This is a genomic window from Streptomyces sp. NPDC048643 (assembly GCF_040650615.1).
Taxonomy (GTDB): Bacteria; Actinomycetota; Actinomycetes; order Streptomycetales; family Streptomycetaceae; genus Streptomyces.
The window spans coordinates 37,108-62,458 of record NZ_JBEZHO010000041.1 but is presented as its reverse complement, the minus strand read 5'-3'; the positions used below and the strand labels follow the sequence as shown (position 1 = coordinate 62,458).

The following is a 25,351-nucleotide window of genomic DNA, read 5'->3' as shown; positions in this document are numbered from 1 at the left end:
CGCATGCGTATCCGTACGTCCTTCCCCTACGAGACCGTTCACGAGGACGTCCTCGTCCCCCTCCCGGACGGCACCCGGCTGTACGCCCGGATCTGGCGCCCGGTGACGGAGGAGTCCGTACCGGCGCTCCTGGAGTACCTCCCGTACCGGCTGACCGACTGGACGGCACCGCGCGACTGGCAGCGCCATCCCTGGTACGCCGGGCACGGCTACGCCTCGGTCCGCGTCGACGTGCGGGGCCACGGCAACTCGGAGGGCATGCCGGGCGACGAGTACTCCGAGACCGAGCTGGCCGACGGGGTCGCCGTGGTGGAGTGGCTGGCCTCCCAGCCGTGGTGCACCGGCCGGGTCGGCATGTTCGGGATCTCCTGGGGCGGCTTCAACTCCCTCCAGATCGCGGCCCTCGCGCCCGAGCCGCTCAAGGCGGTCGTCACGGTCTGCTCGACGGACGACCGCTATGACAACGACGTGCACTACACGGGTGGTTCCGTCCTCGCCGTCGACATGCACGCCTGGGCGGCCACCATGCTCGCCTTCGTCGCCCGCCCGCCGGACCCGGTGCACGTCGGCGAGGTGATGTGGCGCGACATGTGGACCGAGCGGCTGGAGGCGGTCGACCCGTTCGTCCACACCTGGCTGGCGCACCAGACCCGGGACGCCTACTGGCGGCACGGCAGCGCATGCGAGGACTACGGCGCGATCCGTGCGGCGGTCCTCGCGGTCGGCGGCTGGCACGACCCGTACCGCGACACGGTGCTGCGCCTGGTCGAGAACCTGCCGCCGGACCGCGTACGCGGTCTCATCGGCCCCTGGTCCCACCAGTACCCCGACCGGGGCCTGCCGCCGGGCCCGGCGATCGGCTTCCTCCAGGAGACGCTCCGCTGGTGGGACCACTGGCTCAAGGACGAGGACTCGGGCGCGCTCGCCGTGCCCCTCCTGCGCTCCTACGTGATGGACGCGCATCCCCCGGCGACGGTGTACGAGGAGCTGCCGGGCCGCTGGGTCGGCGACCCGGCGTGGCCCTCGCCGTCGGTCACCCCTGTCCCGTACGCGTTCCAGGGCGCCCCGCGCCTGGTGCGCTCACCGCAGCACACGGGGGTCGACGCGGGCCGCTTCTTCCCGTTCGGGAACGACGCGGACCTGCCGCCGGACCAGCGCGAGGAGGACGCACGGTCGGTCTGCTTCGAGTTCGAAGTGCCGGAGGAGACGTGGGTGTTGGGTCGGCCCCGGGTCCGGCTGCGGCTGACGTCGGCGTCCTCCCGGGGCCAGGTGATCGCCCGGCTGTGCGACGTGACCCCCGACGGCGCCTCCACGCTCGTCACCCGGGGTGTCCTCAACCTGTCGGCACGTCGGGGCCGTGACCAGGCGGTTCCCTGGGAGCCGGGCACCACGGAGGACGTGGAGTTCGAGCTGAACGGCATCGGCTACGCGTTCCCCCCGGGCCACCGCATCCGCCTGAGCGTCTCCTCGGCGTACTGGCCCTGGGTCTGGCCGCAGCCCGGCTCCGAGGCCGGTTTCACGCTGGACCCGGACGGCAGCAGCCTGGAACTCCCCGTGCGGGCACGGGAGTCGGACCCCTCCATCACCTTCGAGGAGGCGGAGGAGGCCGAGCCACTCGGCGTGGTGGTCCCGGTGACGCTCGACGAGCCCCGCCCGGAGCGCCTGGTCCTGCGTGACGTGGCCGCGGGCACCTGGCGGCTCGACGTGGACCCCCGCTACGGCGGCACCCACGTGTATCCCGACGGTCTGGAGTTCACGGAGGACGCGCGGGAGACGTACACGATCGACGAGTCGGACCCGCTGTCCGCCCGCGCCCGGTCCACCTGGTCGGTCCGGCTGCACCGCCCCGACCTGCCCTGGGACGCCCGCGTCGAGACGACGTCGGCCATCACCTGCGACGCGCAGGACTTCATCACGTCCAACGAGGTCGTCTGCCGGGACGGCGACGAGGTCGTCTTCCACCGGACCTGGGAGAAGCGCATCCCGCGCACCGCGGGCTGAAAAGGCCCGGCGGGGACGGCAGTTCACCGGCCGCCCCCACCCGGCGTCCGCCCGGCGCACGTCCGGCATCCGTCCGGAAGCCGTCAACTCCGCCCCCACGCCGCCTCTTTCACAGGCGCCCGCTCCGACCCCGCATTCCGGCGCCCCGCCCGTCCCGCACGCGGCGGGCGTCCGGGAACTCCCCGCGCACCGAAGAGTGGTGGCGTAATGCCCGACTTGCCCGGCATGCCGCCTTGGTGACCCCCGAGCGCGTGAGTTGGGTCACGCGGGAGTCAGTGGATCACCCTTCGCCCACTCCTTGCCAACCCCTTTGCCAAAGGCAAGTTGAGGATTCAATTCCGGCGTAATCGGACGTATCACCCTCGCCCTAAACAGGCAAAAGCGATCTTCACCGCCACATCAGGCCTTGTTCCCGACATGTGCAGTCGCATACGTTCTCGTCGCACCGGGCGGATCGCCTAATCCTGCCGTCGCCCGGCAACCCACCCACCCACGCACGGCAGGAGCGGGGGAACCACAGGTAAGCCGCCGATCCGGGAGACCGGACCGGCTTGGGGTGAAGCCGCGCCCAAAAGCGCGACCGGGCATCTCCCGCCCGAACCCGACAGCTCACCTCGCAGGCGTCGGAGAGGACATTTCGTCATGCCCGCAGGCACGCACCGTCACGCCCGAACCACCTTCATCACCCGCGGAATGATCGCCGCCGGAACGGGCGCCCTCGCCCTCGCCCTCCCGCTCATGAGCGCGACCGGCGCCCACGCCGCGACCCCCCAGGTCGCGAAGACCGCCCAGACCGCGGTCGTCCCGAACGTCCAGCTCGTCACCTACAAGGTGGTGGCCGGCGACACCCTGACCAAGATCGCGAAGAAGTATCCGTCGAGCGGCGGCTGGCAGAAGCTGTACGCGGCGAACCGCGCCGTCATCGGCGACAACCCCGCCCACCTCCGCACGGGCCTGACGCTGACCGTCGGCACGAAGACCCTGAAGGCTCCGGCGAAGGCGACCACGGCCGCCAAGACCACCGCCACCCAGGCGTCCGCCACCACGTACGCCAACAACCTGGACGGCTGGATCAAGCAGTCCCTGGACATCATGGGCAAGGCGGGCATTCCGGGCAGCTACGACGGCATCTACCGCAACGTGATGCGCGAGTCCTCCGGCAACCCCCAGGCCATCAACAACTGGGACTCCAACGCGGTCGCGGGCACCCCCTCGAAGGGGCTCCTGCAGGTCATCGACCCCACGTTCCAGGCCTACCACGTGGCCGGCACGTCGATGGACCCCTACGACCCGGTCGCCAACATCACGGCCGCCTGCAACTACGCCGCCGACAAGTACGGCTCGATCGACAACGTCAACGGCGCCTACTGATCGCACCGGCGCACCCGCGCCTCTCGCACGACACCGGCCGGCGGCACCCTCGGGTCCGCCGGTGGTGACGTACCGGCCTGTCGGCGGTGAACGACCGGGCCCGCGGGACGGTGACGGACCGGGTGTGCGGGGCGGTCCCCACCAGAAGTACGAAGGGCACGGCCCGGGGCATCGGCGGACGCCCCGGGCCGGCTCGTCTCCCGGGACCGGGCATCGCCCGGCCCGCTCTTCGGGCCGGCGCCGCGACGTCGCGGAGACGCCCTAGAACCCGAAGATCCGTTCCAGGACGACCGCGATCCCGTCGTCCTCGTTCGAGAGGGTGACCTCGTCCGCCACCGCCTTCAGTTCCGGATGGGCGTTGGCCATCGCGACCCCGTGGGCGGCCCAGTCGAACATCGGGATGTCGTTGGGCATGTCCCCGAAGGCCAGCGTCGCCGACGGCGTGAGACCGAGGTGCTTCGCGGCGAGCGCGAGGCCGGTGGCCTTGGTCACCCCGCATGGCTGGAGTTCGACGGTCCCGGGCCCCGACATGGTGACCGTCGCCAATGAACCGACCACTCCCCGCGCCGCCGACGCCAGCTCGTCGTCGGACATCGACGGGTGGCGGAGCAGCACCTTGCTGATCGGCAGCGCCCACAGGTCGTCCCGCCGGCGCACCCGCACCGCCGGAAGCGTGGGGTGCGGCATCACATAGCCCGGCTCGATGAGCGTCAGCCCGTCCACGCCGTCCTGGTCCACCGCCGCGTACAGCAGGCCGACCTCCGCCTCGATCTTTCCGAGGGCCGTCTCCGCCAACTCCCTGTCCAGGGTCACCGACCACAGCAGCCGGTCCGTCCCCGCGTCGTACAGCTGAGCCCCCTGACCGCACACCGCCAGCCCCTCACCGCCGAGTTCGTCGAGCAGGGGTCGAACGCGCGGTGCGGGACGGCCCGTCACCACCAGGTGCTGGGCGCCCGACGCGGTCACCTTCGCCAACGCGGCCCGCGACCGGTCGGAGAGCGTGTCGTCGCCGCGCAGCAGCGTTCCGTCCAGGTCAGTGGCGATGAGTGAATATGCAGTCGGAGCGGCCATGATCCGAAGAATACGGATCGAACGACACATCGGCCCGGCGTGAACCGGACGACGTCCGGTATCCCGTCAGCAACGCCGTTCACCGTACGGTGGCAGGCGCGTTGCGACCGGTTGGGATCACGCAGGGCTCGGTTCCGCCCAGTCGGACTTTCCCGTGCAGGACCGATCACAACGGCTCAACACCCCTGCTCCCGGGCTACGATCACCGGCGTCGCCGACGGCGACACCGAGGCCGACACCGGGTCGGGCCGGGTCGGGCCGGGCCGGGCCGGGCCGGGCCGGGCCGGGGTCGGGGTCGAGCCGGCGAGGCCGACACCGCGGGGCGCTCGCCACGGCCGGGACGCCAGAAATCACAGGCGGGGAACCGTCATCGAGAATCCGGGGAGATCCATGACCTCCGAACCCACCGAACGACGACCCGCGCACGCGCGCCACGACGCCGCCCCCGCGGGGGACCGCTTCCGGCACCACCTGCGCACCGCCGCCGCAGCCGTCGTCCGCCGCTTCCCGGAAGCCCTGCGGCCCGAGATCTACGCGCTGTCCTTCCGCATCTGGCGCCTCGACGGCGACGAACGCCACCCGTACGTGGCCATCGGGTACAACACCGAGACCCAGTACGCGAGGGAGACCCACCCGCGGGACCCGGGCGAGGCGCGGTGGAACTACGCCCTCTGGCTGCTCGACGGCTTCGAGACGCTGGGCAACGTCCCCGAAGACCCCGTCGGAGGACCCCTGTTCGTGGACGCGGCCAAGGAGCAGGGGATCTGGTTCGAGGGTGACCACGACTTCCTCGGCATGGACCTCCCGGAGGACGAGCTGGAGTTGGCGTCCGAGATGCTGCGGCTCCAGTTCCACGCCGACTGCGTCGACCTCGCCCGGCGCCTCCACGCCGACGGAACCCTCACGGACGTCTTCGGCCGCGCCCTGCCGGTCGTCGTCTTCGACATGGACAGCCCGGGCTGGGAACTCAAGGCCACCCGAGCCGCCAACCCACCCGGCGTGATCGAGGACTTCATGGTCTGGCAGACGGCGGCGGCCTTCGAGAACGCCCCGAGGACCGAGGAGTTCCTGATCGACCTGGACGCGGAGTGGCTCGACTACTTCCGCGAGATGGCGGACGTGCTCGTGACCTGCTTCGGTGTCTCCCGCGCGGAGGCGGTCGCGCGCGTCAACGAACGGCACGTGGCGGAGGATCTCGCGCCCCTGGGCGAGGATCTCCTCGGTCATGAACTCCCCGAGTTCTGGGCTCACCACCTCTACTTCGAGCCCGACTCCCGGGGCATGCTGCCCTCGGGCGACCCGGGGGCGGACGGCGACCTCTCCCGGTGGACCGTCCGGCCCGCCCCACCGGACAACTCGGGCGCCTGGACCCTCAAGGAGGAGTCCTGACGGACGGGTTGCCCGGCGGGCGGGCGGTCCGGTGGCTCACCCGTGCGTGGCCGCCAGGTGCTTGGCGAGCCGCGGGGAGGCGAACTCCGTGCCGCACACGAAGCGCATCACCGGACCGTACGAGGACGCCGCCGGCAGGCCCGTGAAGTACAGCCCCGGCAGCGAGGAGCGGTATCCGGCGCCCAGCCTCGGCGTGCCGCGGCTCGCGGCCAGCCCTGCTCGGAGTTCATGCCCGAGGAAGTCCATCGCGGCGATGTCGACGCGATAGCCGGTCGCCGCCATGACGTGGTCGGCGGCGAGTTCTTCGACCCGGCCTCCGTGGGTCCGCACCGTGAGGACGGGCTTGCCGTCGGTGGCCGTCGCGCTGACGATCCGCTGCACCTCACGGACGGCGACCTTGCCCTCGAACCGGTCCCGGAGCCACCAGGCACCGAGGGGTCCGAGCACCCGGCGGACCAGGTAGTGCCGGGTCTCGGCGGGCAGATAGCGGTAGGGCTGCGGGTAGTAGCTCAGGGCCCACAGGGACCAGGCGCGCCCGAACGGCGACTCGGGACGCAGCTTCGGCTGGTCCCACGGAGGCGCCCCGAAGTCGACCGCCCCCTTGCCCCGGGACACGACACGGACCTGCGCGCCCGCCTCCGCCGCCAGCGCCGCCGTCTCCAGGGCGGACTGACCGGCGCCGACGACGATCAGCTCCTTGCCGGAGAACCGGCGCAGGTCGTGGTGTTGTGAGCTGTGCGAGACCGGGCCGGAGGGCGTGGGACCGTCCGCCGCCGCTCCGGCCAGCTCGGCGGGCAGGTGGGCCAGCCCGGACAGCCCCGTGGCGACGACGACCGCGCGCGCGGTGAACGACTCTCCCGAGTCCAGCTTGATGTCGAATCCACCGGACCCGGCCGCGTCCCGGCCGCTCCTGCGGTCGACCGAGACGACCCGCACCCGCTCCAGCTCGGGCACGAGCTTCTGCCGGAACCACTCCCCGTACGCGATGAACGTCTCGACCGGGATGATGTCCTCGTCCGTGACCAGGCGCGGTATCCCCGCCGCCGCGCAGTAGTCGCCGAGGGTGTGCCCCTGCTGGGGGGCGTCGATGTTCGAGGCGGCCGGAGTCGACTTGAGGAGCATCCCCTCGGGCATGTGGTCACGCCAGCTCACCATGGGTTCGCCGAAGACCCGCACCGGAATGCCCCGCGCCCGCAGATGGGCGGCGGTGGACAGTCCGAACGGCCCCGCGCCGATGACTGCTACCGGATGAATCACGAAGTCCCTCCCCAGGACGTACTACGCCTACTTCGCGGTGGAACTGCTGGTGCTGCCGCGGCGGTTGGTCCGCCACAGTTGGTACAGATGCCTCGCGCCCGGCCGCACGAAGCGCGCGAGCATCGTGAAGAACGGCCGCAGGTCGTCACCCGCGAGCCAGGCCAGCTCCGTACCGCTCGCGCGGGCCGGCGCGTGCGGTGTCGTGTAACCGCTGCGCCGGTAGGCGAGCAGAGCCGGCAGGTCGATGTTCTCCACGATGTACCGGTGGCCGGCGCGCTGTTCCCCCTCCGGAACACAGCGGCCGGTCAGATTCAGATGCAGGGCACGGACGACATCGATCCCGGACTCGCTCTCGAAGAGCCGGAACTGGGCACCCATGCGCGGGTTGAAGTCGAGCAGCTTGTACTGACCGTCGCGGCGGTCGAAACGCAGGTCGAGGTCGATGATTCCGGAGAAGCCGATCTGTTTGATGAAACGTGCGGCGATGTCCGCGAGTTCCGGATTGTCGACGACGTACGCGTTCGCCGTCATGCCCGCGTGCGGCGGCCAGGAGCGGACCTTGACGCCGGTGAACATCGCGAGCGGTGTCGAGTCCGCGTCGAAACAGGCGTGCACGATCCAGTCCTCGGCGTCCTCCCTCGGCAGGTACTCCTGGAGGATCACGCCGGGCTGCGGCCCCCAGTCCCGGGCGAGGGTCAGCAGGCCCTCGCGGGTCGCGATCCGGGTCGTCCCGTTCACCGCCGGCCGGCTGCGGCGCACGAAGGCCTCGCGGTTCTTGGCGACGAGCGGGAAGCGCGCCTTCTCGGCGAACGCCTCGATCTCCTCGTACGACTGCGGGAAGGCCGCGGCGGGGCTGGGGATGCCGTGTTCCACGCACAGTTCGTGCAGCCCCTGTTTGCTGGCGAGCCGACGCGGCAGTTTGGCGTCCACCCGCGGGAAGAGGAAGCGGCCGGCCAGTTCGTCCTGGTGCTCGGCGATCAGCACCGCGGCCTCCTCGTCGGTCGGGACGAGGACGGTGGGGCGGCCGATGCGCCGGCCGACGCGCAGCAGCCCCTCGACGAGCTGTTCGGGTTCCTCCGTCCCCGTCGTCGGCCACACGAACGCGCGCCGCAGATAACGCGAACTGGCGGCCGGCGTGTACCGGTCCTCGGTGATGGCGTACATGGGTATGCCGAGCCGGCCCAGGCTCCGGATGGCGCCCACACCGCCGTGGTGCAGCGGGTAGTCACCGAACTTGACTATGAGGCCCGGGACTTCACGGTCGGCGTCGACCGGCACGCTGGAACTCCTGGCCATGGGTCCCCCCACATGTCCCCCCTACGGACCGGACCCGCCCCGTCCGTGTCCCCCAAAGGACGCTAAGCCGGAATTGCCCCGTCCGACAAGGCCAATTCGGACATTGCAAACTCTTTAGACACTGCCGCTGCGGGCCCACTCCCCCGTAACGTGTGCCCCGACCACAGGAAACGCGTGGAACGCATGGACCACATGGCGCGTACGAATCCGAAAGCGAGGCACCTACCGATGCCCCCCTTCGATGTCCCCGAGGGCGATCCCTTCGGCCCGCACAACCTCCCGTACGGCGTGTTCTCCCCGACCGGCGCGGCGGCCGCCGAGCGCCGCGTGGGCGTACGCCTCGGCGACCATGTGCTGGACGCGGGTGCCGCCGCCCGTGCGCTCGGCTCCCCGTATGCCGGACTGCTCGCGCAGCCGACGCTCGACCCGCTGCTCGCCGCCGGCCGCACCGCCTGGTCCGACGTCCGGCGTGCGCTGACGGCCTGGGTGACGGTCCCGGCCCACCGGGACGCCCTCGCCCCGCATTTCCATCACCTCTCCGAGGTGACGCTCCATCTCCCCTTCACCGTCGCGGACTACGTCGACTTCTACGCCTCCGAGAACCACGCCCGGAACGTCGGCCAGATCTTCCGTCCCGACGCCGCCGACTCCCTCACGCCCAACTGGAAGCACCTGCCGATCGGCTACCACGGCCGCTCCGGCACGGTCGTGGTCTCCGGCACGGACGTCGTGCGCCCGTCGGGCCAGCGCAAGGCCCCCGCGGACGCCGCCCCCGTCTTCGGCCCGTCGATCCGCCTGGACATCGAGGCGGAGGTCGGCTTCGTCGTCGGCGCGCCCACCGAGATGGGCCGTCCGGTGGGACTCGGCGACTACCGCGACCACGTCTTCGGGCTCTGCCTTCTCAACGACTGGTCGGCCCGCGACCTCCAGGCCTGGGAGTACGTCCCCCTCGGTCCGTTCCTCGGCAAGTCCTTCGCCACGTCGGTGTCCGCCTGGATCACCCCGCTCGACGCCCTCGACGAGGCCCGTGTCGCGCCCCCGGCCCGCACACACCCCCTCCTGCCCTACCTCGACGACGCCTCCGAGGACCCGGGCGGCTACGACCTCCGGATCTCCGTGGCCGTCAACGGCCACGTCGTCTCCGAGCCGCCCTTCTCCACCATGTACTGGACGGCCGCCCAGCAACTGGCGCACATGACGGTCAACGGCGCCTCCCTGCGCACCGGCGACCTGTACGGCTCCGGAACCGTCAGCGGCCCCTCCGACGCGGAGCGCGGCTCCCTGCTCGAACTCACCTGGAACGGCCGCGACGCCCTCGAACTCCCCGACGGCAAGCGCACGTTCCTGGAGGACGGCGACGAGGTCACCCTGACGGCCTGGGCGCCGGGCCCGGGCGGCACCCGGGTCGGCCTGGGCGAGGTCCGGGGCCGCATCACCCCGGCCGTCACCTCGTAACGGGCCGCCCCTCGACGGGGAGTCCCGCCACCGGGGAGTCCGTGTCACGGTGGCCAGGGCCCTGGCCACCGTGGCCCCCTGTACGACCGGCCCGGGACCGAGCCGCCGATGCCTCGGCCGGTGAACCCGGCCGGTGCACTCACCGATGCCTCTGCCGCCATGCTCATCCGGCGCGGCCGCCCGGCGACCAGGCGTCGCGGGCTACATCCAGTCCTCGGGCTCGGGCTCCTGGTCGAGCCCGGGCCAGTCCGGGTCGGGTCCGTGGTCGGCCGCCGTGGCAGGGGCCGAGATCGTGGCGGCCGGTGCCGGTGCAGGTGCGTCCGCGGGTGCGCCGCCGCCCAGCGAGGCCAGCACCGCGATCACGCCCTCCCCGTACGTGGCGAGTTTCTTCTCGCCCACCCCGCTGATGGTGCCCAGGTCCTTCACCGAGGTGGGCCACACCGTGGCGATCTCCCGCAGCGTGGCGTCGTGGAAGATGACGTACGCCGGGACGCCCTGCTCGCGTGCCTGCTCACCGCGCCAGGCACGCAGCGCCTCGAAGGCGGGCACGAGTTCGGCCGGCAGCTCGGCCGCCGCGGCGGCGGCCTTGGCCTTCCGCTCGCCCTTGGAGCCGGACGACCGGGAGGCGACCGGCTTCGGCGGCTCCTTGCGCAGCGGCACGTCCCGCTCGCGCCGCAGCACGGTGCCGCTGGCGTCGGTCAGCACCAGCGTGCCGTACTCGCCCTCGACCGCGATCAGGCCCTGGGCCAGCAACTGTCTCGCGACACCCCGCCATTCGGCCTCGGCCAGCTCCTCGCCAATGCCGAAGACGGACAGCTGGTCGTGGTCGAACTGGATCACCTTGGCGGTCCGCCGGCCGAGCAGGATGTCGACGATCTGCCCCGCGCCGAACTTCTGTCCCCGCTCACGCTGCAGGCGCACCACGGTGGACAGCAGCTTCTGCGCGGCGACCGTGCCGTCCCAGGTCTCGGGGGGCGTCAGGCAGGTGTCGCAGTTCCCGCACGCCGGGGTGTTCGGGTCCTGGCCGAAGTAGGCGAGGAGCTGGGAACGCCGGCACTGCGCCGTCTCGCACAGGGCGAGCATCGCGTCCAGATGGGAGGCGGCCCGACGGCGGAACGCCTCGTCGCCCTCCGAACCCTGGATCATCTTGCGCTGCTGGACCACGTCCTGCAGGCCGTACGCCATCCACGCCGTGGACGGCAGTCCGTCCCGGCCGGCGCGGCCCGTCTCCTGGTAGTACCCCTCCACCGACTTCGGCAGGTCCAGGTGGGCGACGAACCGTACGTCCGGCTTGTCGATGCCCATGCCGAAGGCGATCGTGGCGACCACCACGAGTCCCTCCTCACGGAGGAAGCGCGACTGGTGCGCGGCGCGCGTCCCCGCGTCCAGGCCCGCGTGGTACGGCACCGCCTCGATGCCGTTGCGCGAGAGGAACTCCGCCGTCTTGTCCACGGAGTTGCGCGAGAGGCAGTAGACGATGCCCGCGTCGCCCGCGTGCTCCTCGCGCAGGAAGGACAGCAACTGCTTCTTGGGGTCGGCCTTGGGCACGATCCGGTACTGGATGTTGGGGCGGTCGAAGCTCGCCTCGAAGTGGCGGGCCGCGGGCATGCCCAGGCGCTGGGTGATCTCCTTGTGCGTCGCGCGGGTGGCCGTGGCCGTCAGCGCGAGCCGCGGGACGTCCGGCCAGCGCTCGCCGAGCAGGGACAGCGCCAGATAGTCGGGGCGGAAGTCGTGGCCCCACTGCGCGACACAGTGCGCCTCGTCGATCGCGAAGAGGGAGACCTTGCCTCGGGAGATCAGGTCCAGCGTGGACTCCAGGCGCAGCCGCTCCGGGGCGAGGTAGAGCAGGTCGAGCTCCCCGGCCAGGAACTCGGCCTCGACCACGCGCCGCTCGTCGAAGTCCTGTGTGGAGTTCATGAACCCGGCGCGCACGCCCAGCGCCCGCAGCGCGTCCACCTGGTCCTGCATGAGCGCGATGAGCGGCGAGACCACGATGCCCGTCCCTGGTCTGACCAGGGACGGGATCTGGTAGCAGAGGGACTTGCCGCCACCGGTCGGCATCAGGACGACGGCGTCACCGCCCGCCACCACGTGCTCGATGATCGCTTCCTGCTCGCCGCGGAAGGCGTCGTATCCGAAGACCCGGTGGAGGGTGGCCAGTGCCTCGCTCTCGCCCAGCGTCTCCGTCGCGTCCGCTCCGGTCATCACACCCGTCCCGCCCATCGTCCTGTCCCCCGTACGTCGCGCCTCGACCACTGCGTCCACGATAGGGGTCCGCGCCGACAGTCCGAGAGTTGTCCACAGGCTGCGACCGCCTGACTTCCCTACGCAGCGAAAGGCGTCGGAATGCTCCGGAAAACGCCAGAATACGTCAGAAGGTGTCGTAACTTGTTCGGCCCGCTACCGACGCCCGCCGTGGACTCGGCCCGCCTGCGCACACGGCCCGCGGGCTGCCGGCCTCACGGGACCCACGGGAACGGGCCGGGCCCCGCTCCCGGGAGGGGAGCGGGGCCCGGCCCGTGGGACGCGGTGTTCAGCGCACGAAGACCCCGGCCTGGCCGGCCAGGTCCAGGAAGTACTGCGGTGCCACACCCAGCACCAGCGTGACCACCACGCCCACCGCGATGGCGGTCATGGTCAGCGGCGACGGCACGGCGACCGTCGGCCCCTCGGGCTTCGGCTCGCTGAAGAACATCAGCACGATCACACGGATGTAGAAGAACGCGGCGATCGCCGACGAGATCACACCGACCACGACCAGCGCGCCCGCGCCGCCCTCCGCCGCCGCCTTGAACACGGCGAACTTTCCGGCGAACCCTGAGGTCAGCGGAATGCCCGCAAAAGCGAGCAGGAAGATCGCGAACACGGCGGCCACCAACGGTGACCTGCGTCCGAGCCCCGCCCACTTGGACAGGTGCGTGGCCTCGCCTCCCGCGTCCCGGACGAGCGTGACGACCGCGAAGGCGCCGATCGTGACGAACGAGTACGCGCCGAGGTAGAAGAGCACCGAGGAGACGCCGTCGGGCGACGTCGCGATGACACCCGCGAGGATGAATCCCGCGTGGGCGATCGACGAGTACGCCAGCAGCCGCTTGATGTCGGTCTGGGTGATCGCGACGATCGCGCCGCCCAGCATGGTGACGATCGCCACCGCCCACATGACCGGCCGCCAGTCCCAGCGCAGGCCCGGCAGGACGACGTACAGCAGACGCAGCAGCGCGCCGAACGCGGCCACCTTCGTCGCCGCCGCCATGAAGCCGGTGACCGGGGTCGGCGCTCCCTGGTAGACGTCCGGTGTCCACATGTGGAAGGGCACCGCGCCGACCTTGAAGAGCAGACCCATGACGATCAGGGCGGTGCCGATGAGCAGCAGGACGTCGTTGCCCATGGTGCCGGCGAGCGCCGGGTCGACGCTGGTGATCGTGCCGTCGACGACCTGAGAGATCGTCGCGTACGACACGGAGCCCGCGTAGCCGTACAGCAGGGCGATGCCGAAGAGGGTGAACGCGGAGGCGAAGGCGCCGAGCAGGAAGTACTTCACCGCGGCCTCCTGCGACATGAGCCGCTTGCGGCGGGCCAGGGCGCAGAGCAGGTACAGCGGGAGCGAGAAGACCTCCAGCGCGATGAACAGCGTCAGCAGGTCGTTGGCCGCCGGGAAGACCAGCATGCCGCTGATCGCGAAGAGCAGCAGCGGGAACACCTCGGTGGTGGTGAACCCGGCCTTCACGGCCGCCTTCTCGCTGTCGCTGCCGGGCACGGACGCGGCCTGCGCGGCGAAGGAGTCGACGCGGTTGCCGTGCGCCTCGGGGTCGAGGCGCCGCTCGGCGAAGGTGAACACGCCGAGCAGTCCGACCAGCAGGATCGTGCCCTGGAGGAACAGGGCCGGTCCGTCGACCGCGACGGCGCCCATCGCGGCGATGTGCGCCTTGGTGGTGCCGTATCCGCCGGCCGCGAGGGCGACCACCGCGGCGAACGCGGCGGCGAGCGCGACGACGGAGACGAACAGCTGTGCGTAGTAGCGGGACTTGCGCGGCACGAACGCCTCGACCAGGACCCCGATGATCGCGGCGCCGAGAATGATCAAGACGGGGGACAATTGCCCGTATTCGATCTTCGGCGCGTTGATCTTGGGGATCGGGTCGGCTGCGACTGCCGCCGTTGTCCACAGGCTGTGGACGGCTGATGCGCTCACTTGGCCGCCTCCACCTCGGGCTGGGGGTCCGTCTTGTGTACGTCTGACATGGTCTGCTTGACCGCCGGGTTGACGATGTCGGTGACCGGCTTCGGGTAGACGCCCAGGAAGATCAGCAGAGCGATCAGCGGGGCGACCACCAGGAGCTCGCGCACCCTGAGGTCCGGCATCTCGGCGACCTCGGCCTTGACCGGGCCCGTCATCGTCCGCTGGTACAGGACGAGGGTGTAGAGCGCGGCGAGGACGATGCCGAAGGTGGCGATGATGCCGACGGCCGGGTAGCGCGTGAACGTGCCCACCAGGACCAGGAATTCACTCACGAAGGGCGCGAGTCCGGGGAGCGAGAGGGTCGCGAGACCGCCGATCAGGAAGGTGCCCGCGAGCACCGGGGCGACCTTCTGCACCCCTCCGTAGTCGGCGATCAGGCGCGAGCCGCGCCGCGAGATCAGGAAGCCGGCCACCAGCATCAGGGCGGCCGTCGAGATCCCGTGGTTGACCATGTAGAGCGTCGCGCCCGACTGGCCCTGGGTGGTCATCGCGAAGATGCCCAGGATGATGAAGCCGAAGTGCGAGATCGACGCGTACGCGACCAGCCGCTTGATGTCCCGCTGTCCGACCGCGAGCAGCGCACCGTAGATGATGCTGATCAGCGCCAGGACGAGGATCACGGGCGTCGCCCACTTGCTCGCCTCCGGGAAGAGCTGGAGGCAGAAGCGGAGCATCGCGAACGTGCCGACCTTGTCGACGACCGCCGTGATCAGCACCGCGACCGGGGCGGTGGCCTCACCCATGGCGTTGGGCAGCCAGGTGTGCAGCGGCCACAGCGGCGCCTTCACCGCGAAGGCGAAGAAGAAGCCGAGGAACAGCCACCGCTCGGTGCTGGTCGCCATGTGCAGCGACCCGTCGGCCCGGGCCTGGACGATCTCCTGGAGCGAGAAGTTTCCCGCCACCACGTACAGCCCGATCACCGCGGCCAGCATGATCAGGCCGCCGACCAGGTTGTAGAGCAGGAACTTCACCGCGGCGTACGAACGTTGGGTCGCCGCGGCCTCGTCACCGTGCTCGTGGGCACGGTCCCCGAAGCCACCGATGAGGAAGTACATCGGGATCAGCATGGCTTCGAAGAAGATGTAGAAGAGGAAGACGTCGGTGGCCTCGAAGGAGATGATCACCATCGCCTCGACGGCCAGGATCAGGGCGAAGAAGCCCTGCGTCGGCCGCCAGCGCTTGTTGCCCGTCTCCTGCGGGTCGGCGTCGTGCCAGCCCGCCAGGATCACGAACGGCATCAGCAGCGCGGTGAGCGCGACGAGCGCCACCCCGATGCCGTCCACGCCCAGCTCGTACCGCACCCCGAAGTCCGCGATCCAGGCGTGCGATTCGGTGAGTTGGTAGCGGTCGCCGCCCGGGTCGAAGCGCACCAGGGTGATCACCGCGAGCACCAGGGTGCCCAGGGAGACCAGCAGCGCGAGCCACTTGGCGGCGACGCGCCGCGCGGCCGGCACGGCGGCCGTGGCGATCGCCCCGAGGGCCGGGAGCACCGCCGTCGCTGTCAGCAGAGGAAAGGACATCGGTATCAGACCGCCCTCATCAGCAGGGTCGCGGCGACGAGGATGGCCGCACCGCCGAACATCGAGACCGCGTAACTGCGCGCATAGCCGTTCTGCAGCTTGCGCAGCCGCCCGGAGAGACCGCCCACCGAGGCGGCCGTCCCGTTGACGACTCCGTCGACCAGCGTGTGGTCGACGTACACCAGGGAGCGGGTGAGGTGCTCACCTCCGCGCACCAGCACGACATGGTTGAAGTCGTCCTGGTACAGGTCGCGTCGGGCCGCCCGGGTGAGCAGGGAGCCGCGCGGGGCGACGACCGGGACGGAACTGCGGCCGTACTGGAGGTAGGCGATACCCGCGCCGACGACCAGCAGCACCATCGTGGCCACCGTGACCGTGAGGGCACTGACGGGCGAGTCTCCCTCGGAGTGCCCGGTGACCGGCTCCAGCCAGTGCAGGAAGCGGTCGCCGATGCTGAAGAAGCCTCCGGCGAACACCGACCCGAAGGCCAGCACGATCATGGGGATCGTCATGGAACGGGGCGACTCGTGCGGGTGCGGCTCGTGGCCGTCCGCGTCGGGCTGCCAGCGCTTCTCGCCGAAGAACGTCATGATCATCACGCGTGTCATGTAGTACGCGGTGATCGCGGCGCCCAGCAGGGTCACGCTGCCGAGGATCCAGCCCTCGGTGCCGCCCTTGGCGAAGGCCGCCTCGATGATCTTGTCCTTGGAGAAGAAGCCGGACAGGCCCGGGAAGCCGATGATCGCGAGGTAACCGAGGCCGAACGTCACGAAGGTGACCGGCATGTACTTCCGCAGACCGCCGAACTTCCGCATGTCCACCTCGTCGTTCATGCCGTGCATGACCGAACCGGCGCCGAGGAAGAGCCCGGCCTTGAAGAAGCCGTGCGTCACCAGGTGCATGATCGCGAAGACGTAGCCGATGGGGCCGAGGCCCGCGGCGAGCACCATGTAGCCGATCTGCGACATGGTCGAGCCGGCCAGCGCCTTCTTGATGTCGTCCTTCGCGCAACCGACGATCGCACCGAACAGGAGCGTGACGCCGCCCACCACGGTGACGACGAGCTGAGCGTCGGGCGCCGCGTTGAAGACGTTGGCCGAGCGCACGATCAGGTACACACCGGCGGTCACCATGGTCGCGGCGTGGATGAGGGCCGAGACCGGGGTCGGGCCCTCCATCGCGTCGCCGAGCCAGGACTGCAGCGGCACCTGGGCCGACTTGCCGCAGGCCGCGAGGAGCAGCATCAGGGCGACAGCGGTGAGCTTGCCCTCCGTGGCGTCCCCGACCAGGCCCGGGTGTTCCTCGGTGCCGAGCACCGGCCCGAAGGCGAAGGTCCCGAAGGTCGTGAACATCAGCATGATGGCGATGGACAGGCCCATGTCGCCGACGCGGTTGACCAGGAAGGCCTTCTTCGCGGCGGTGGCGGCGCTGGGCTTGTGCTGCCAGAAGCCGATCAGCAGGTACGAGGCGAGACCGACGCCCTCCCAGCCGACGTACAGCAACAGGTAGTTGTCGGCGAGGACGAGCAGCAGCATCGCCGCCAGGAACAGGTTCAGATAGCCGAAGAAACGGCGGCGGCGCTCGTCGTGCTCCATGTACCCGATCGAGTACAGGTGGATGAGCGAGCCGACGCCGGTGATCAGCAGCACGAACGTCATCGACAGCTGGTCGAGCTGGAAGCCGACGTCCGCGCGGAAGCCGCCGACGGGGATCCAGGTGAACAGGTGCTGGGTCAGCGACCGGTCCTCGGCGCCCTTCCCCAGCATGTCGGCGAAGAGCACGGCGCCGATCACGAAGGAGGCCGCCGCGAGCGCGGTGCCGATCCAGTGGCCGACGGCGTCCAGCCGCCGGCCGCCGCACAGCAGTACGGCCGCTCCGAGCAGAGGCGCCGCGACGAGCAGCGCAATCAGGTTCTCCACGATTCAGCGACCCCTTACAGCTTCATCAGGCTGGCGTCGTCGACCGAGGCCGAGTGGCGGGAACGGAACAGCGACACGATGATCGCGAGCCCGACCACGACCTCCGCGGCGGCGACGACCATCGTGAAGAAGGCGAAGATCTGGCCGTCGAGATTGCCGTGCAGGCGGGAAAAGGCGACGAACGCGAGGTTGCAGGCGTTGAGCATCAGCTCGATGCACATGAACACCACGATCGCGTTCCGCCTGATCAGCACACCGGTGGCGCCGATCGTGAACAACAGGGCGGCGAGATAGAGGTAGTTGACCGGATTCACTTGGACGCCTCCTCCGTCTTCGTGCGCTCCAGGCGCTCCTCGGCACGCTGCTCCAGCGCCTTCAGGTCGCTGAGCGCCTCGGTCGACACGTCACGGACCTGCCCGCGGTCGCGCAGCGTCTTCATGACGGTCAGCTCCGACGGCGTGCCGTCCGGGAGCAGGCCGGCGATGTCCACGGCGTTGTGCCGTGCGTAGACACCGGGGGCCGGCAGCGGCGGTACGTGCTTGCCCTCGCGGACACGCTGCTCGGACAGCTCGCGCTGCGTCTTGGGACGCTCGGTGCGCTCGCGGTGCGTCAGCACCATGGCGCCGACGGCGGCCGTGATGAGCAGGGCACCGGTGATCTCGAAGGCGAACACGTACTTCGTGAAGATGAGGGCGGCGAGGCCCTCCACGTTGCCGTTCGCGTTCGCCTTCGCGAGGCCGTCGAAGTCCTTGATGGACGCGTTGCCGATCCCGGCGAACAGCAGGACGCCGAAGCCGAGTCCGCAGACCAGGGCCAGCCAGCGCTGCCCCTTGATGGTCTCCTTCACGGAGTCCGCCGCGGTGACACCGACGAGCATGACGACGAAGAGGAACAACATCATGATCGCGCCGGTGTAGACGACGATCTGGACGATGCCCAGGAAGTACGCGCCGTTGGCGAGGTAGAACACCGCCAGGATGATCATGGTCCCGGCGAGGCACAGCGCACTGTGCACGGCCTTCCTCATGAAGACGGTGCACAGGGCGCCGATCACCGCGACCGTACCGAGGACCCAGAACTGGAAGGCCTCACCGGTGGAGGTCGAGTACGCGGCCAGCTGGCTCATGCCTCCGCCCCCTTGTCGGCCGCCGTGCCCGACGGGCTCCCCGAGGAGCTTCCCGAAGGACCGCCCGACGGGTGGAACTCGCCCTTGGAGACGGCCGTCTGACGCTCGGTGCCGGGCGCCGCCTCGGTCACCAGACCCCGGTAGTAGTCCTGCTCGTCCGTGCCCGGGAAGATCGAGTGCGGCGAGTCGACCATGCCCTCCTCCAGACCGGCGAGCAGCTGCTCCTTGGTGTAGATGAGGTTGGCCCGGCTGCTGTCCGCGAGCTCGAACTCGTTCGTCATCGTCAGCGCGCGCGTGGGGCACGCCTCGATGCACAGGCCGCACAGGATGCAGCGGGCGTAGTTGATCTGGTAGACGCGGCCGTACCGCTCGCCCGGGGAGTAGCGCTCCTCCTCGGTGTTGTCCGCGCCCTCCACATAGATGGCGTCCGCCGGACAGGCCCAGGCGCACAGCTCACAGCCGACGCACTTCTCCAGGCCGTCCGGATGGCGGTTGAGCTGGTGCCGGCCGTGGAACCGCGGCGCTGTGGTCTTCTGCTGCTCCGGGTACTGCTCGGTCAGCCGCTTCTTGAACATGGCCTTGAAGGTCACGCCGAAACCGGCGACGGGGTTCTGGAAACCCGGTTTGGTCTCCTTCGGCTCCTCAGCCATCGGACCCCTCCTTTCCGTCACGAGATCCGGCGATCGATCCGTCACTCGCAGTATCGGGTCCGCCACTGACAATCAACTCCCGCTCCCGGCGCGGGCTGCGTCGCGGTACCGGCGGCAGCTCCTGTCCGGGCAGTGGCGGCACGGGGAACCCGCCCGCCATCGGGTCGAAGGCGGCGGGCTCGGCGGGTACGTCCTCGGCCTTCTGCTTGTCGCGGAAGATGTCCGCCGCGAACGACAGCAACAGCAGGACGAGGACGCCTCCGCCCACGTACAGGGCGATGTCCGCGAAGTCGTAGTTCTCGTTGCGCAGCGTCCGGACGGTCGCGACGAGCATCAGCCAGACCACGGAGACCGGGATGAGGACCTTCCAGCCCAGCTTCATCAACTGGTCGTAGCGGACGCGCGGCAGCGTGCCGCGCAGCCAGATGAAGAAGAACAGCAGCAGCTGCACCTTCACCACGAACCAGAGCATCGGCCACCAGCCGTGGTTGGCGCCCTCCCAGAAGGTGCTGATCGGCCACGGGGCCCGCCAGCCGCCCAGGAAGAGCGTCGTCGACACGGCCGAGACCGTCACCATGTTCACGTACTCGGCGAGCATGAACAGCGCGAACTTGATCGACGAGTACTCGGTGTTGAAGCCGCCGACGAGGTCGCCCTCGGACTCCGGCATGTCGAACGGGGCCCGGTTGGTCTCCCCCACCATCGTGATGACGTAGATGATGAACGACACCGGCAGCAGCAGGATGTACCAGCGGTCGTGCTGCTGCTCGACGATCGTCGAGGTCGACATCGACCCGGAGTACAGGAACACCGAGGCGAACGCGGCGCCCATGGCGATCTCGTACGAGATCATCTGCGCGCACGACCGCAGGCCGCCCAGCAGCGGATAGGTCGATCCGGAGCTCCAGCCGGCGAGCACGATCCCGTAGATGCCCACCGAGGCCACCGCGAGGATGAAGAGCATCGCGATCGGCAGGTCAGTGAGCTGCATCGTGGTGCGCTGGCCGAAGATCGAGACCTCGTTGTTCGCGGGCCCGAAGGGGATCACCGCGATCGCCATGAACGCCGGGATGGCGGCGACGATCGGTGCGAGGACGTAGACCACCTTGTCCGCGCGCTTGACGATGAGGTCTTCCTTCAGCATCAGCTTGACGCCGTCGGCGAGCGACTGGAGCATCCCCCACGGACCGTGCCGGTTGGGGCCGATGCGCAGCTGCATCCAGGCGACGACCTTGCGCTCCCACACGATGGAGAACAGCACCGTCACCATCAGGAAGGCGAAGCAGAAGACCGCCTTGACGACGACCAGCCACCAGGGGTCGCGGCCGAACATCGAGAGGTCTTCAGCGGCGAGGTACGGCGTCATGCCTCCACCTCCTTGGGGGCCTCGGCGACGATGGTCGCCGGGCCGATGCGGACGAGTGCGCCGGGCAGCGCCCCGGTGTCGGAGGCGACGCCCCCGCCGGTCGAGTTCAGCGGGAGCCAGACCACCCGGTCGGGCATCTCGGTGACCTGGAGCGGGAGTTCGACGACTCCGGCGGGGCCCGTCACGGCGAGGAGATCGCCGTTCTTGACGCCGGCCTCGGCGGCCGTGGCGGCCGACACGCGCGCGTGGGCGGCGTGCCGGGTCCCGGCGAGCGCGTCGTCGCCCTGCTGCAGGAGCCCCTGGTCGAGGAGCAGCCGGTGCCCGGCCAGCACGGCCTCACCGGCGGCCGGACGCGGCAACTGCGCTCCGGTCTCCTGGGGTTCGGAGGCATGCGCCCCGTCCCAGGCGCCGAGCCGGTCCAGCTCGGCTCGCGCGGTCCGCAGGTCCGGCAGCCCCAGGTGGACGTCCATGGCGTCGGCGAGCATGTGCAGCACACGCGCGTCGGTGGGCGACAGATTGCGGGTCACCTGCTCGGGCTTGAGAGCCGCCCCGAAGGAACGAACCCGGCCCTCCCAGTTGAGGAAGCTGCCGGACTTCTCGGCGACCGCGGCGACCGGCAGGACGACGTCCGCTTGGTCGGTGACCTCGCTGGGCCGCAGTTCGAGCGACACCAGGAAGCCCACTTCGGACAGGGCCTCACGCGCGCGTGCCGGGTCGGGAAGGTCGGCGACCTCCACACCGGCGACCACCAGGGCGCGCAGTTCGCCTCCCGCGGCGGCCTCGACGATCTGGCCGGTGTCGCGGCCGTAGCGGTGCGGGAGTTCGGAGACGCCCCAGACGGAGGCGACCTCCTCCCGCGCACGCGGGTCGGTGGCCGGACGTCCGCCCGGCAGGAGCGACGGCAGTGCGCCCGCCTCGATCGCGCCTCGCTCGCCCGCCCGGCGCGGGATCCACACCAGTTGGGCGCCGACGGCGGAGGCGGCCCGTACGACAGCGGTGAGCCCGCCCGCCACGGCGGCCAGCCGCTCACCGATGGCGATCACCGCGCCCTCGGCGCGCAGCGCCTCGGCGGCCGTCGCGCCGTCTCCTTCGAGACCGACACCGCTCGCGAGCGCGTCCAGCCACTCGGTCTCGGTGCCGGGCGCGGCCGGCAGCAGGGTGCCGCCCGCCTTCGCCAGACCGGGGGTGGCGTGCGTGGCGAGCGCGTAGGTCTTCTGGCCGTGTCCCCGCCAGGCCTTGCGCAGCCGCAGGAAGACGCCGGGCGCCTCCTCCTCGGACTCGAAGCCCACCAGCAGAACGGCGGGCGCCTTCTCCAGCAGGGTGTAGGTGACGCCCGTACCGTCGAGATCCCGTCCGCGTCCGGCGACCCGGGCGGCCAGGAAGTCGGCCTCCTCGGAGCTGTGCACGCGCGCGCGGAAGTCGATGTCGTTCGTGTCGAGGGCCACGCGCGCGAACTTGCTGTACGCGTAGGCGTCCTCGACGGTGAGCCGGCCGCCGGCGAGGACACCGGTCCTGCCGCGGGCCGCCGTCAGTCCCCGCGCCGCCGCCTCCAGGGCCTCCGGCCAGGAAGCCGGCTCCAGGACACCCTCGGCGTTGCGCACCAGTGGGGTCTCGAGACGGTCGCGCTGCTGCGCGTACCGGAACCCGAACCGCCCCTTGTCGCAGATCCACTCCTCGTTGACCTCGGGGTCGGCGGCGGCGAGGCGCCGCATGACCTTGCCGCGCCGGTGGTCGGTGCGCGTCGCGCAGCCGCCGGAGCAGTGCTCGCACACCGACGGCGAGGAGATGAGGTCGAAGGGGCGCGAGCGGAAGCGGTAGGCCGCCGACGTCAGCGCGCCCACCGGGCAGATCTGGATCGTGTTCCCGGAGAAGTACGACTCGAAGGGGTCGCCGTCACCGGTGCCGACCTGCTGGAGCGCGCCCCGCTCGATCAGCTCGATCATCGGGTCGCCCGCGATCTGGTTGGAGAAGCGGGTGCAGCGCGCGCACAGTACGCACCGCTCACGGTCGAGCAGCACCTGGGTGGAGATCGGGACCGGCTTCTCGTAGGTCCGCTTGCGGCCCTCGAAGCGGGACTCGGCGTTGCCGTGCGACATCGCCTGGTTCTGCAGGGGGCACTCGCCGCCCTTGTCGCAGACCGGGCAGTCCAGCGGGTGGTTGATGAGCAGCAGCTCCATCACACCGCGCTGCGCCTTCTCGGCGACCGGCGAGCTGAGCTGCGTCTTGACGACCATCCCGTCCGTACAGGTGATCGTGCAGGACGCCATCGGCTTGCGCTGGCCCTCGACCTCGACGATGCACTGCCGGCAGGCGCCGGCCGGGTCGAGGAGCGGGTGGTCGCAGAACCGGGGGATCTCGATGCCGAGCTGTTCCGCGGCCCGGATGACCAGGGTGCCCTTGGGCACGCTGATCTCCACGCCGTCGATCGTCAGCGCGACGAGGTCCTCCGGGGGGACGGCCGCTTCCCCGCCTCCGGAGGGAGCGCTGGTGGTCACTGTCATGCGTTCACCTCCGTGTGCTTGTCGGCCCAGGCCGTCGACCTGGCCGGGTCGAAGGGGCAGCCGCGTCCCGTGATGTGCTGCTCGTACTCGTCGCGGAAGTACTTGAGCGAGGAGAAGATCGGCGAGGCGGCACCGTCGCCGAGGGCGCAGAAGGACTTGCCGTTGATGTTGTCGGCGATGTCGTTCAGTTTGTCGAGGTCGGACATGACGCCCTTGCCGGCCTCGATGTCGCGCAGCAACTGCACGAGCCAGTAGGTGCCTTCGCGGCAGGGCGTGCACTTGCCGCAGGACTCGTGCGCGTAGAACTCGGTCCAGCGGGTGACGGCTCGGACGACGCACGTCGTCTCGTCGAAGCACTGGAGTGCTTTCGTGCCGAGCATGGAACCCGCGGCGCCCACTCCTTCGTAGTCAAGAGGGACGTCGAGGTGCTCGTCGGTGAACATCGGGGTCGAGGAGCCGCCCGGCGTCCAGAACTTCAGACGGTGGCCGGCGCGCATCCCGCCGCTCATGTCGAGGAGTTGGCGCAGCGTGATGCCGAGCGGCGCCTCGTACTGGCCGGGGCTGGTGACATGGCCGCTGAGCGAGTAGAGCGTGAAGCCCGGAGACTTCTCGCTGCCCATCGACTTGAACCATTCCTTGCCCTTTTGGAGAATTGCGGGAACTGACGCGATGGACTCGACGTTATTTACAACAGTCGGGCACGCATAGAGTCCCGCGACAGCAGGGAAAGGGGGTCGGAGCCGCGGTTGTCCACGGCGGCCTTCGAGCGAGTCGAGCAGTGCGGTCTCTTCACCGCAGATGTACGCGCCCGCGCCCGCGTGCACGGTGAGCTGGAGGTCGAGTCCGCTGCCCAGGATGTTCTCGCCGAGGTAGCCCGCCTCGTACGCCTCGCGTACGGCTTCGTGCAACCGCCGCAGTACGGGGACCACTTCACCACGCAGATAGATGAACGCATGCGAAGACCTGATGGCATAACACGCGATCACAATGCCCTCGATGAGGCTGTGCGGGTTCGCGAAGAGGAGCGGGATGTCCTTGCAGGTTCCCGGCTCCGACTCGTCGGCGTTGACAACTAGATAGTGTGGTTTGCCGTCTCCCTGCGGAATGAACTGCCATTTCATTCCGGTGGGGAATCCTGCGCCGCCGCGGCCGCGCAGTCCGGAGTCCTTGACGTAGGCGATCAGGTCGTCCGGCGACATGGCGAGTGCCTTGCGCAGGCCCTCGTATCCCTCGTGCCTTTTGTAGACGTCCAGCGACCAGGACCTGTCCTCGTCCCAGAAGGCCGACAGCACGGGTGCGAGCAGCTTTTCGGGACTGGTTTCGTTGATCTCTGCTGCCAAGGTCATCACTCCCCCTCCTCTGCGACCGGACCCGCCGGATGGGACGGGTCGGAGGCCGACGTGTCCTGCGGCGCGTCGTGCGAGCTCTGGTGTCCGGCAGGCGGCTGCTCCGGCGGCGTCCGGTCCTCGGAGGTCCTCTCCCGTGGTGCCTCTCCGCCTCGCGGATGCACCACGCGCGCGGGGCCGCTCTCCCCCTTGGCCAGCCGCAGGCCGACCAGTGAGGCGTGGCCCGCGCTGCCGCCGGCCTCCACGGCGCCCTCGCGCTCGTCGGGGAAGCCGGCCAGGATCCGGGCGGTGTCCTTGAAGGTGCACAGCCGGGCGCCGCGGGTCGGTTCGACGTCCGTTCCCGTGCGCAGGTCGTCGACGAGGCGCTTGGCCGAGTCCACGGTCTGGTTGTCGAAGAACTCCCAGTTGACCATCACGACCGGAGCGAAGTCGCAGGCCGCGTTGCACTCGATGTGCTCCAGGGTGACCTTGCCGTCGCCGGTGGTCTCCCCGTTGCCCACTCCGAGGTGGTCCTGGAGGGCCTCGAAGATGGCGTCGCCGCCCATCACGGCGCACAGGGTGTTGGTGCAGACACCCACCTGGTAGTCGCCGCTCGGCTTGCGCCGGTACATCGAGTAGAAGGTCGCGACAGCGTTGACCTCGGCGGTCGTGAGGCCGAGGACCTCCGCGCAGAAGCGCTGTCCGGTGCGCGTGACGTGGCCCTCCTGCGACTGCACGAGATGCAGCAACGGAAGGAGGGCCGAGCGGGAGTCGGGGTAGCGGGCGATGATCTCGCGCGCGTCCGCCTCCAGTCGGGTTCGGACGTCGTCCGGGTAGTCGGGCGCGGGCAGTTGGGGCATGCCC

The 25,351-nt window shown here is 70.2% G+C and carries 18 protein-coding genes and 1 riboswitch; of the genes, 4 read left to right on the top strand and 14 right to left on the bottom strand.

Going from position 1 to position 25,351, the window contains the following annotated elements; all coding sequences use genetic code 11:
- Positions 1–3: 3 nt before the first annotated feature.
- Together AB0C62_RS31110 and AB0C62_RS31105 are read left to right on the top strand one after the other, a co-directional pair.
- Entirely contained in the window at positions 4–2,001 is a 1,998-nt protein-coding gene (locus tag AB0C62_RS31110) for a CocE/NonD family hydrolase (protein ID WP_362978812.1), read from the top strand.
- Positions 2,002–2,478: 477 nt separating this feature from the next.
- Positions 2,479–2,639: riboswitch (cyclic di-AMP (ydaO/yuaA leader) on the top strand.
- A gap of 4 nt (positions 2,640–2,643) precedes the next feature.
- Positions 2,644–3,372: a LysM peptidoglycan-binding domain-containing protein gene (locus tag AB0C62_RS31105; RefSeq protein WP_362978810.1), complete on the top strand. Its 729-nt coding sequence runs from the start codon at positions 2,644–2,646 to the stop codon at positions 3,370–3,372.
- 261 nt (positions 3,373–3,633) lie between these two features.
- On the opposite strand, the gene AB0C62_RS31100 is transcribed toward AB0C62_RS31105, so the two are convergent.
- Positions 3,634–4,443: an HAD family hydrolase gene (locus AB0C62_RS31100; RefSeq protein ID WP_362978808.1), complete on the bottom strand. Its 810-nt coding sequence runs from the start codon at positions 4,441–4,443 to the stop codon at positions 3,634–3,636.
- Positions 4,444–4,833: 390 nt separating this feature from the next.
- On the opposite strand from AB0C62_RS31100, the gene AB0C62_RS31095 reads away from it, so the two are divergent.
- Complete coding sequence (locus tag AB0C62_RS31095) at positions 4,834–5,832, top strand: hypothetical protein (RefSeq protein ID WP_362978806.1); 999 nt, start codon at positions 4,834–4,836, stop codon at positions 5,830–5,832.
- A 36-nt stretch (positions 5,833–5,868) separates the two neighbouring features.
- On the opposite strand, the gene AB0C62_RS31090 is transcribed toward AB0C62_RS31095, so the two are convergent.
- Together AB0C62_RS31090 and AB0C62_RS31085 are read right to left on the bottom strand one after the other, a co-directional pair.
- Positions 5,869–7,089 carry an FAD-dependent oxidoreductase gene (locus AB0C62_RS31090; RefSeq protein WP_362978804.1) on the bottom strand — a complete coding sequence of 407 codons (1,221 nt, stop codon included), beginning with the start codon at positions 7,087–7,089 and terminating at the stop codon, positions 5,869–5,871.
- Positions 7,090–7,116: 27 nt separating this feature from the next.
- A complete protein-coding gene (locus tag AB0C62_RS31085; RefSeq protein ID WP_362978802.1) occupies positions 7,117–8,385 on the bottom strand; it encodes an ATP-grasp domain-containing protein in 1,269 nt (422 codons plus the stop codon).
- Positions 8,386–8,613: 228 nt separating this feature from the next.
- On the opposite strand from AB0C62_RS31085, the gene fahA reads away from it, so the two are divergent.
- A complete protein-coding gene (gene fahA / locus AB0C62_RS31080; RefSeq protein WP_362978800.1) occupies positions 8,614–9,840 on the top strand; it encodes a fumarylacetoacetase in 1,227 nt (408 codons plus the stop codon).
- Between the two features lie 201 nt (positions 9,841–10,041).
- Here fahA and recQ read toward each other — a convergent pair whose 3' ends face one another.
- From recQ to nuoE, 11 genes are all read right to left on the bottom strand, one after another.
- Positions 10,042–12,063 carry a DNA helicase RecQ gene (gene recQ, locus AB0C62_RS31075; protein ID WP_362978847.1) on the bottom strand — a complete coding sequence of 674 codons (2,022 nt, stop codon included), beginning with the start codon at positions 12,061–12,063 and terminating at the stop codon, positions 10,042–10,044.
- A gap of 310 nt (positions 12,064–12,373) precedes the next feature.
- Positions 12,374–14,032, bottom strand: coding sequence for an NADH-quinone oxidoreductase subunit NuoN (gene nuoN / locus AB0C62_RS31070; RefSeq protein ID WP_362978798.1), 1,659 nt, complete (start codon positions 14,030–14,032; stop codon positions 12,374–12,376).
- Positions 14,029–15,600 (bottom strand): NADH-quinone oxidoreductase subunit M, encoded by a 1,572-nt coding sequence (locus tag AB0C62_RS31065; protein WP_362978796.1) that lies wholly within the window; start codon positions 15,598–15,600, stop codon positions 14,029–14,031. Before AB0C62_RS31065 ends, nuoN begins: the two co-directional genes overlap by 4 nt.
- A 5-nt stretch (positions 15,601–15,605) precedes the next feature.
- On the bottom strand, positions 15,606–17,519 hold the full coding sequence (nuoL, locus tag AB0C62_RS31060) for an NADH-quinone oxidoreductase subunit L (RefSeq protein ID WP_362978794.1): 1,914 nt from the start codon (positions 17,517–17,519) through the stop codon (positions 15,606–15,608).
- A gap of 14 nt (positions 17,520–17,533) precedes the next feature.
- A complete protein-coding gene (gene nuoK / locus AB0C62_RS31055; protein WP_164369613.1) occupies positions 17,534–17,833 on the bottom strand; it encodes an NADH-quinone oxidoreductase subunit NuoK in 300 nt (99 codons plus the stop codon).
- Positions 17,830–18,645: an NADH-quinone oxidoreductase subunit J gene (locus AB0C62_RS31050; RefSeq protein ID WP_362978792.1), complete on the bottom strand. Its 816-nt coding sequence runs from the start codon at positions 18,643–18,645 to the stop codon at positions 17,830–17,832. Before AB0C62_RS31050 ends, nuoK begins: the two co-directional genes overlap by 4 nt.
- Positions 18,642–19,295 carry an NADH-quinone oxidoreductase subunit NuoI gene (nuoI, locus tag AB0C62_RS31045; RefSeq protein ID WP_362978790.1) on the bottom strand — a complete coding sequence of 218 codons (654 nt, stop codon included), beginning with the start codon at positions 19,293–19,295 and terminating at the stop codon, positions 18,642–18,644. The genes AB0C62_RS31050 and nuoI overlap by 4 nt, the downstream gene beginning before the upstream one ends.
- On the bottom strand, positions 19,288–20,661 hold the full coding sequence (gene nuoH / locus AB0C62_RS31040; protein WP_362978788.1) for an NADH-quinone oxidoreductase subunit NuoH: 1,374 nt from the start codon (positions 20,659–20,661) through the stop codon (positions 19,288–19,290). Before nuoH ends, nuoI begins: the two co-directional genes overlap by 8 nt.
- Positions 20,658–23,162, bottom strand: coding sequence for an NADH-quinone oxidoreductase subunit G (locus AB0C62_RS31035; protein WP_362978786.1), 2,505 nt, complete (start codon positions 23,160–23,162; stop codon positions 20,658–20,660). Before AB0C62_RS31035 ends, nuoH begins: the two co-directional genes overlap by 4 nt.
- Positions 23,159–24,508 (bottom strand): NADH-quinone oxidoreductase subunit NuoF, encoded by a 1,350-nt coding sequence (gene nuoF, locus AB0C62_RS31030; RefSeq protein WP_164369610.1) that lies wholly within the window; start codon positions 24,506–24,508, stop codon positions 23,159–23,161. The genes AB0C62_RS31035 and nuoF overlap by 4 nt, the downstream gene beginning before the upstream one ends.
- On the bottom strand, positions 24,508–25,347 hold the full coding sequence (nuoE, locus tag AB0C62_RS31025; protein ID WP_362978845.1) for an NADH-quinone oxidoreductase subunit NuoE: 840 nt from the start codon (positions 25,345–25,347) through the stop codon (positions 24,508–24,510). Before nuoE ends, nuoF begins: the two co-directional genes overlap by 1 nt.
- Positions 25,348–25,351: the final 4 nt, after the last annotated feature.